Below are 7,902 nucleotides of genomic sequence, written 5' to 3'. Positions count from 1 at the left end.
GACAGCCCCTTTTTTATTTAGCCCATTCAGTTACTTGCTCAACACTCATGCGTGGTGCCGGATGGCCTTTTAAAGTAGACTCACCAATTGTAATTAGCATGATTGGTACATAGCGAGAAGAAACATTAAATTCTTCCATTAGTGCTTGTGAATTAAAACCACCAATCGCACAAGTATCCCAACCAGTTGCCTTAGCTGCAAGCATAAGTTGCATCGCAGCTAAAGATGCATTTGAGAAGGCTGCATCTCGTGGATACTGTTCACGCGTGTATGCAGATTCAATATTTTGTGTCAAACGTTCTTTTGCTTCTTCTTTCATAAATCCTTGTTCAACAATTGGACCATAAACAGGTGTAATGTTTTTATATGCTTCTAAATCTCCTAAAACAGCGACTACGGCAGAGGCATCAAGAATCTGCTGCTGATTATATGCAATGGGATGTAAACGACTTTGTACATCCTTACCTTGAAAAATAAGGAATTTCCAATGTTGTAGGTTCCAAGCTGAAGGTGCTTGGGAAGCTGCTTTTAAAATTTCTTGAAGTTCCTCATTTGAAATTTCCTTTTCAGGATTGAATGCACGATTAGACGTACGCTCGTATAAAACGCTAAAGAAATCTTGCTTTGTCATCATATATCCCCCAAATTATATATCAATTTATAAAAATAAATAACATGCCTTTTACTTACATTTTGTAAGCTGTCACTGATAAAGAATATAATATCTTTATTTTGATTGTCAAGTTTTTAAGAATAGAATAAAAAGAGGGCATTCATACAAACGTTATGATTCGTGTAATCATACAATAAAAAGGTAATTCACATAGAAAGATAGGCAAAATAAATCTCCTATCAGTGGGAGAGTTCTTCGTTCCTGCTGATGTTTAGGCCTCACCAATCGGGTTCTTTTGATGACAATCTCCTATAAAAAAGGATCGTGAGGAATTCAGTAGAACAAGATATATGAAGTGAGTGAAGATCAGTGATGAACATACTACATTTTTTATTAGAGAATACGGTTTTTCAAAATGTATTACAGGATCTCCGGCTAAATGTACTTTATATAGAAGAAGGGCACAATCATCAGCATACAATAGAGAATGTACATCCAAAGTGTATGTTTATAGCTAGCAGTTTTGAAGAAGGAAAAATATTGTTTAAGAGAGTGCGCCCACAAATTGTAATCATGTATGTGTCAGATAGTATACAAGTAGAACATATAAAACAACTGTATAATTCACAGAGTTCTTTCATTATTATTTGGGATCAGCCTGTAACAGCAAAGTTTGTAGAAGTACTTAAAATAGGAATACGGAATATCGTTGTTGCTCCTGTTACCCCGCAAGTTGTGTTAGAAGAGGTGAATAAGAGCCTCTATCAATTGTCATTATTACAGCAAGTCAGTTTTCAGCAAGAGCTTCTTCAAATGATGTTTGATTTCCAAAATGATTTATTGTTTATTATGGAAGATGATGAAATTGTTGATTGTAATACGAACTTTTTAAACTTTTTTGGGTATGAAAATTTAATTTCATACCGAGAACAGCATATAGTATTTGCAGAACATTTCATTCAGGAGCATGGATACTATGCAACAAATCATGATATAACTTGGTTGGATGATTCTTTATCACAAGGTAGGAAAATCAAGATGCACAATCATGAAGGGGATGAATTTGTTTTTTTACTACGTGCTACACCTTTACCAGAAGATTTGTCTAGGTTTATTGTTAAGTGTACAGATATTACGGAATTAGATGAATTATATCAGGAGCAAGAACGACTTGCTACAATTGACTCTTTAACAGAAATATATAATCGTTTAAAATTTCAACAAATATTAGAAGAAAAATGGGAGAATACGAAAAGAAACAATCAAAAAATAGCACTTATTCTGTTTGATATAGATGATTTTAAAAAGGTAAATGACACGTATGGTCATGATTTTGGTGATTTAGCATTAATTCAATTAGCAGAACTTATGAAATCTAAAATTGAATCTCAGCACATATTTGCACGATGGGGGGGAGAAGAATTTATCATACTAGTTACAAATACAACGGAAAAAGAGGCATTTCAAGTTGCCGAATCACTACGTTTTTTTATTGAAACAAAACAATTTTCTGGGATTTCAAAGTTAACGGCAAGTTTTGGAATTGCATTATATGAACCAGGAATTATGAGAGAAGAATTAGTACAACGAGCAGATATTGCTTTGTACGAAGCAAAAAAAAATGGAAAAAACCAAGTTCGTGTATATAGAAAAGAAAAAATGTAATTTTTTCGCAACAAAGTGTTGCGATTTTTTTTTGTTGCTTGATAATAGAAAGAGGGGGTAATTTATAATGAAGTAACCGTGGAGGTTTTTGAATGATAAAAAAAATAATTATTATGTTTTTGATGTGCTTTATAGTATGTGGAAGTGTGTACTACTTTTTTAATAAACAAGAGAAACAAAAAGTACTTACTTCAAAGGAAACCCCATCTGTTGAGTCTGAATTACAGAATAATTTGGAAAAAAAAGAGAAGCCGCCAATCGATTATGCTAGTGTAGCACAAAAATTAGATCAATATTTAAAAGATAGAGAGTTTAATGGAACGGTTCTCGTTACGGACAAAGATCATGTTGTATTGAACAAAGGATACGGATATGCAGATGTTCAAAATCACATTGAAAATACGCCACAAACAAAATACCGCATTGGTTCCATCACTAAGACTGTTGTCGCAACATCAATTTTACAACTTCAAGAGCAGGGAAAGTTAAATATTCAAGACAATGTACATAAATATATCCCTTCATTTCCGATAGATAAAAATATTACATTATACCATCTGTTAACGCATACTTCAGGTTTACCGGAGATTGGGAAAGGAAAGGTAAATGCAGCATCACGCTTGAATTTAGTGAATTGGATTGGAAGTCTGCATTTAGAGTTTCCTCCAGGAACAGGGTGGAGATATACGGATTATAATTATATGGTGCTTGCTTATATTATAGAGAATATCTCTAAAAAGCCTTTGGGAGAGTACGTAAAGGAAAATATATTTGCAAGAGCAGAAATGCATGAATCGGGTATGGGGGATATGGTACCAGGAGAACAGCATTTTACTAAAGGCTATAAAAAGAAAGACAATGTATTAGTATCTGTACCAAAATTAGGAATGGAGTGGCTATATGGTTGTGGTGAGATGTATACTACAGTTGGGGATATGAAGAAACTAGATGAAGCAATTATAAATGGAAAACTTCTTTCAGAGCAAAGTATACAAGCAATGTTTACGCCTTCACCAGAACGAACATATGCATTTAGTTTCTATATAAATCCTGATTATTTTCATAACCATGGTGTACTTAATGGATGGAATACGTTTAATAACTTTAATAAAGATAAAGGGACTTTTGTTATTTTATTTTCAAATGTAAAAAATAGTATGGATGACGATTTTAATAAAGAATTCCGAAAGATGGTAAGCGATTTATTAGAACAAGGGGGATGAGAAGATGAAACATAAAATTTCAACAATTGGTTTTATTGGCACGGGTGTTATGGGAAAAAGTATGGTACATCATTTATTACAAGGTGGCTATGAAGTATATGTGTATAATCGTACGAAAGAAAAAGCTGCTTCTTTAGTAAAAGAAGGAGCAAATTGGTGTGATACACCAAAAGATTTGGTGAAAAACGTTGATGTTGTTATGACGATGGTAGGTTATCCGCATGATGTAGAAGAAATTTATTTTGGAACAGAGGGAATTTTAGAGCATGCGAGTGAAGGGACAATTGCAATTGATTTTACAACATCTACACCTACGTTAGCCAAGCGCATATATGAAGCTGGAAGAACAAAGAATGTACATAGCCTAGATGCACCGGTATCAGGAGGGGATATTGGCGCAAAAGAAGGAAGACTTGCCATTATGATTGGTGGAGATCAAGAAGTGTATGAAGTTTGTTTACCTTTATTTGAGAAACTAGGGGAAAACATTCAGCTACAAGGACCGGCAGGAAGTGGACAGCATACAAAGATGTGTAATCAAATTGCAATTGCATCAAATATGATAGGTGTTTGTGAAGCAGTAGCATACGCCAAAAAAGCAGGGTTAAATCCAGATAAAGTATTACAGAGTATTTCAACTGGAGCTGCTGGTAGCTGGTCATTAAGTAATTTAGCTCCGCGTATGTTAAAAGAAGACTTTGCACCAGGATTTTATGTAAAACACTTTATGAAGGACATGAAGATTGCATTAGATGAAGCTGAAAAGTTACAATTACCTGTACCAGGTTTATCTTTGGCGAAGGATTTATATGAACAGTTAATGGAGGCTGGAGAAGAGGATAGTGGGACACAAGTATTGTATAAAAAATACATAAAGGGGTAAAATAAATGAATTTAGAAAAATTTGATGGAATGATTGATGCTGTGCAGCGCGTAACTTGTACACCAATTAATGATAAACAAAAAGCTGCATTTAAACAAAAGTATGATTTTGAGCCGAATTTTGAATATGGACGTGGTGAGAACGGTCATTATGTTATCCGAACATCAAAGAAGATGATAGAAGAAATGGAATTTTATTTAGCTTTAAAATATGATCGTGAAGGAATTGATCTCTATATGAATGCTGATATTGATGGAATAAGCTATGTGTCTGTTAGCTACGGAGAAGATGCACTTCATTTACAAGAGCTATTTCAATTTTTGGAAGATAATAAATAAAAAGTCCTCAAACGAGGACTTTTTTCTTTTGTATACAATGATTATTTAAGGAAGTTGTAAGAGAGTATTTTATGAAAGTGGGATATATTTGGATAGATGTGTGTATGAGGATGAAAGAAAGACTAAATTGTAATGGATTATAAACTAGAAGCACGACGAGCTCGTTCGATTGGAAATGGAATAACTTGAGCGATATGATTGCGACCGAATTGTTTTGTGCGAGCATGACGTAATATATAAAATGCAAAAAGAATAGTGACAGGAATAGCACCGTACAATCCAAAAAATAAAGCGCTTACAGATGATGCGACAAAACCTAACATACCGATTTCTAATTCCTCCATAATTGCTCCGAGAATGGCAGGAACAGCTCCACATGTAACCCCAATTATAAGTGCCATAATTAAATTCATGATTTTCCCCCTCTATTTGCAGTTTTCTTTTCTATTATTTGTATTATATCACATTTTAAACAGAATTTTCCGAAAAAGTTCAAAAAATGTTCAAAATTTATTAATAAAAGCACTTGATAAAATAAAAAATAAGGAGAAATAAAAAGCAGGCTTATTTCACAATAGTGAAATAAGCCTGCTCCATAGAAGGATGTTTGAATTTTGACAGAGTTTTTTCAGGTTGTCAATGGCTTTTTGAAAATTTTTAATTTCTGGATTCGGTAAATAGCTTCTTGCAATCGCTCTTCTGTGTGTAAGAGGCCAACTCTTACATAGCCCTCACCATGTTCACCAAACCCAACGCCAGGAGCAACCGCAACATGTGCTTGTTCTAGTAATGTGTCGGTAAATTGTTCAGATGTAAAACCTTCTGGGACGGGAAGCCAAGCAAAGAATGATCCCTTTGGTGAGGTGACATCCCAACCAATTGAGCGACAAGCTTTAATAAGAGCGTTCCGTCTAGATTCATAACGATTAACTAGTTCAGTTACACAAGATTGTGAGCTTAATAGTGCTTCGTAGGAAGCCTCTTGCACAGCACCAAAAATGCTGACGTATATATGGTCTTGTAATAGATTGATTGTTTCAATAACACTTTCGTTACCAATTGCAAAAGCAATGCGCCAACCAGCCATATTAAATGTTTTCGATAATGTATAAATTTCAATCCCCACATTTTTAGCACCTTTGGCTTGTAAGAAGCTAATTGGCTTTTTACCATCAAAACCAATAGCGCCATAGGCAAAGTCATGAACAACTAAAATATCATGGTCTTCTGCAAAAGCTATCGTTTCTTCAAAGAATTCCTTGGAGGCGACAGCACCAGTTGGGTTGTTTGGATAATTTAAAAACATTAGTTTTGCTTGTTCGGTGGTGGTAGTGCTTATTTTGGAGTAATCTGGTAAAAAATTATTTTCTACAACGAGTGGCATGGTTTCAAATTGTGCTTTTGCTAAAGCGACGCCAGATAAATAGTCAGGGTATCCGGGATCTGGTACAAGAATTGTATCACCAGGATTGGTAAAACAAAGGGGTAATTCAACTAATCCTGCTTTACCGCCAAATAAAATAGCGACTTCTGTTTTGGGATTGACTTTGACTCCGTATTCACGTTCATAGAATGTTGCAACGGCTTTTTTTAAGTTTTCATGTCCACGAAATGGCGGATATTTATGATGAACTGTTTTTTCTGCTGCATGTTGTAAGGCTTTTACGATATGCGGCGGTGTTGGTTGATCTGGATTGCCTTGTCCTAAATTGATAACATCGTGACCCGCTTCGACTACTTTGTTAACTTTTGCAACAAGTGAAGCGAAAAATTGCGTTGGCAGTGATGTTACAACCTTGGAAGGTTGAAAATTTTTCATACTTTCCACCTCTTTCGAAAATTGTTACAATTCTAGTGACAAATGATATAATCTTTCCAAGGCTTTGTAAAGGGGAAAATAATTGAGGATGGGGTTGGCGAAATGAAAGTTGCATGTATTCAAATAGATATTGCTTTTGGTAATGTGAAAACAAATATTGAACATGCAAAGAAAAAAATAGAACAAGCAATGCACGAAAAACCAGATGTAATCGTATTACCAGAACTTTGGACAACTGGTTATGACTTAAAGAGACTGCCTGAAATTGCCGATAAAGATGGAGTCGAAACAAGAGAACTTCTTACAAAGTGGTCGAAGCAGTTTGCTGTAAATATTGTTGGCGGTTCTATTGCGAAGCAGACAAGTCAAGGTGTTACGAATACGATGTATATTGTGGATCGCGAAGGTAACTTACAGAAGGAGTATAGTAAAGTGCATTTGTTTCAGCTAATGGATGAACATAAGTATTTGATAGCTGGTGCTGGGACAGGTGAGTTTACTTTAGATCATGTGCAGTGCGGGGGAACAATTTGTTATGATATTCGTTTTCCAGAATGGATGCGCGTTCATACAGTGAAAGGTGCGGAAGTGTTATTCGTTGTAGCAGAATGGCCGCTCGTTCGTTTAGCACATTGGAGATTGCTTCTTCAAGCGAGAGCAATTGAAAATCAATGCTATGTGGTTGCGTGTAATAGAGCAGGAGCAGATCCAAATAATGTGTTTGCTGGACATTCTCTTATTGTTGATCCATGGGGAGAAATCATGGTCGAAGCAGACGAAGAAGAAGCCATTTTGCATGGGAAAATAGAATTAGAAAAGGTTAAGGAAGTCCGCAGAGGCATTCCAGTTTTTGTTGATCGCCGTCCAGAATTATATAAATAAAATATTGGCAAATGATTTTTATTCTTGTTGTAGTCTTCATAAAAAAACAAGCTAATGTGTAGTAGCTTGTTTTTTTATGCCTAATTTCCTTTCTTATTCTTATTTATTTAAAAGAAAGGAGGGAGAAATAGATGGAGGAATGGATCTCGATGATTGGTAATGTAGGGTTTCCGATTGTTGTGACGTTATATTTACTACATCGTATTGAAAATAAGTTAGATGGTGTAATTGTCGCAATAGAGAAACTCCCACAGCAAATGAAAAGATACAAAACTCCTCATGAAACAAAATAAAGTGAAACTTTAATCAATGGGGCTTTATTCCCCACTGATTATTAGCCTTCACGAATCGTGCTTTTACGGGCAGTTGATCCCCCACCTAACTTCTTTGCTTTCGCTACATTTTGAAGTGGGGATCTTATTGTCCGCAAATAGCAAGGTAAAAAAGGACTCTGCTCTTAATAAAATGTACCCTATAGA

Annotated in this window: 9 protein-coding genes; 6 read left to right on the top strand and 3 right to left on the bottom strand. The window is 35.1% G+C overall.

All coding sequences use genetic code 11. The features are described from left to right. Window positions 1–13: 13 nt before the first annotated feature. Window positions 14–631, bottom strand: a complete 618-nt coding sequence (locus tag V7183_RS20410; RefSeq protein ID WP_335360650.1) for a nitroreductase family protein — start codon at window positions 629–631, stop codon at window positions 14–16. A gap of 354 nt (window positions 632–985) precedes the next feature. Here V7183_RS20410 and V7183_RS20405 point away from each other — a divergent pair, with 354 nt between their 5' ends. From V7183_RS20405 to V7183_RS20390, 4 genes are all read left to right on the top strand, one after another. After that, entirely contained in the window at window positions 986–2,278 is a 1,293-nt protein-coding gene (locus V7183_RS20405; RefSeq protein WP_335360649.1) for a sensor domain-containing diguanylate cyclase, read from the top strand. 92 nt (window positions 2,279–2,370) lie between these two features. Beyond that, window positions 2,371–3,501 (top strand): serine hydrolase domain-containing protein, encoded by a 1,131-nt coding sequence (locus V7183_RS20400; protein WP_335360648.1) that lies wholly within the window; start codon window positions 2,371–2,373, stop codon window positions 3,499–3,501. Window positions 3,502–3,505: 4 nt separating this feature from the next. Next, window positions 3,506–4,384, top strand: coding sequence for an NAD(P)-dependent oxidoreductase (locus tag V7183_RS20395; protein ID WP_335360647.1), 879 nt, complete (start codon window positions 3,506–3,508; stop codon window positions 4,382–4,384). 5 nt (window positions 4,385–4,389) lie between these two features. Next, a complete protein-coding gene (locus tag V7183_RS20390) occupies window positions 4,390–4,722 on the top strand; it encodes a DUF3909 family protein (RefSeq protein WP_097896676.1) in 333 nt (110 codons plus the stop codon). A gap of 137 nt (window positions 4,723–4,859) precedes the next feature. Here the strand turns inward: V7183_RS20390 and V7183_RS20385 are convergent, their stop codons facing one another. Both V7183_RS20385 and V7183_RS20380 read right to left on the bottom strand, forming a co-directional pair. Next, the gene (locus V7183_RS20385) at window positions 4,860–5,135 is read right to left on the bottom strand and encodes a hypothetical protein (RefSeq protein WP_097896674.1); all 276 of its coding nucleotides are present in this window, start codon (window positions 5,133–5,135) and stop codon (window positions 4,860–4,862) included. A 215-nt stretch (window positions 5,136–5,350) separates the two neighbouring features. Next, window positions 5,351–6,541, bottom strand: a complete 1,191-nt coding sequence (locus V7183_RS20380; protein ID WP_335360646.1) for a pyridoxal phosphate-dependent aminotransferase — start codon at window positions 6,539–6,541, stop codon at window positions 5,351–5,353. Between the two features lie 102 nt (window positions 6,542–6,643). Between V7183_RS20380 and V7183_RS20375 the strand changes: the two genes are divergently transcribed. Both V7183_RS20375 and V7183_RS20370 read left to right on the top strand, forming a co-directional pair. Beyond that, entirely contained in the window at window positions 6,644–7,423 is a 780-nt protein-coding gene (locus tag V7183_RS20375; protein ID WP_335360645.1) for a carbon-nitrogen family hydrolase, read from the top strand. A gap of 131 nt (window positions 7,424–7,554) precedes the next feature. Then, window positions 7,555–7,716: a YvrJ family protein gene (locus tag V7183_RS20370; protein WP_335360644.1), complete on the top strand. Its 162-nt coding sequence runs from the start codon at window positions 7,555–7,557 to the stop codon at window positions 7,714–7,716. Window positions 7,717–7,902: the final 186 nt, after the last annotated feature.

The organism is Bacillus sp. JJ1127, assembly GCF_036965845.1.
In the GTDB taxonomy this organism is placed as follows: Bacteria; Bacillota; Bacilli; order Bacillales; family Bacillaceae_G; genus Bacillus_A.
The sequence above is the reverse complement of the archived record's forward strand: the minus strand, read 5'-3'. Positions and strand labels throughout refer to the sequence as shown.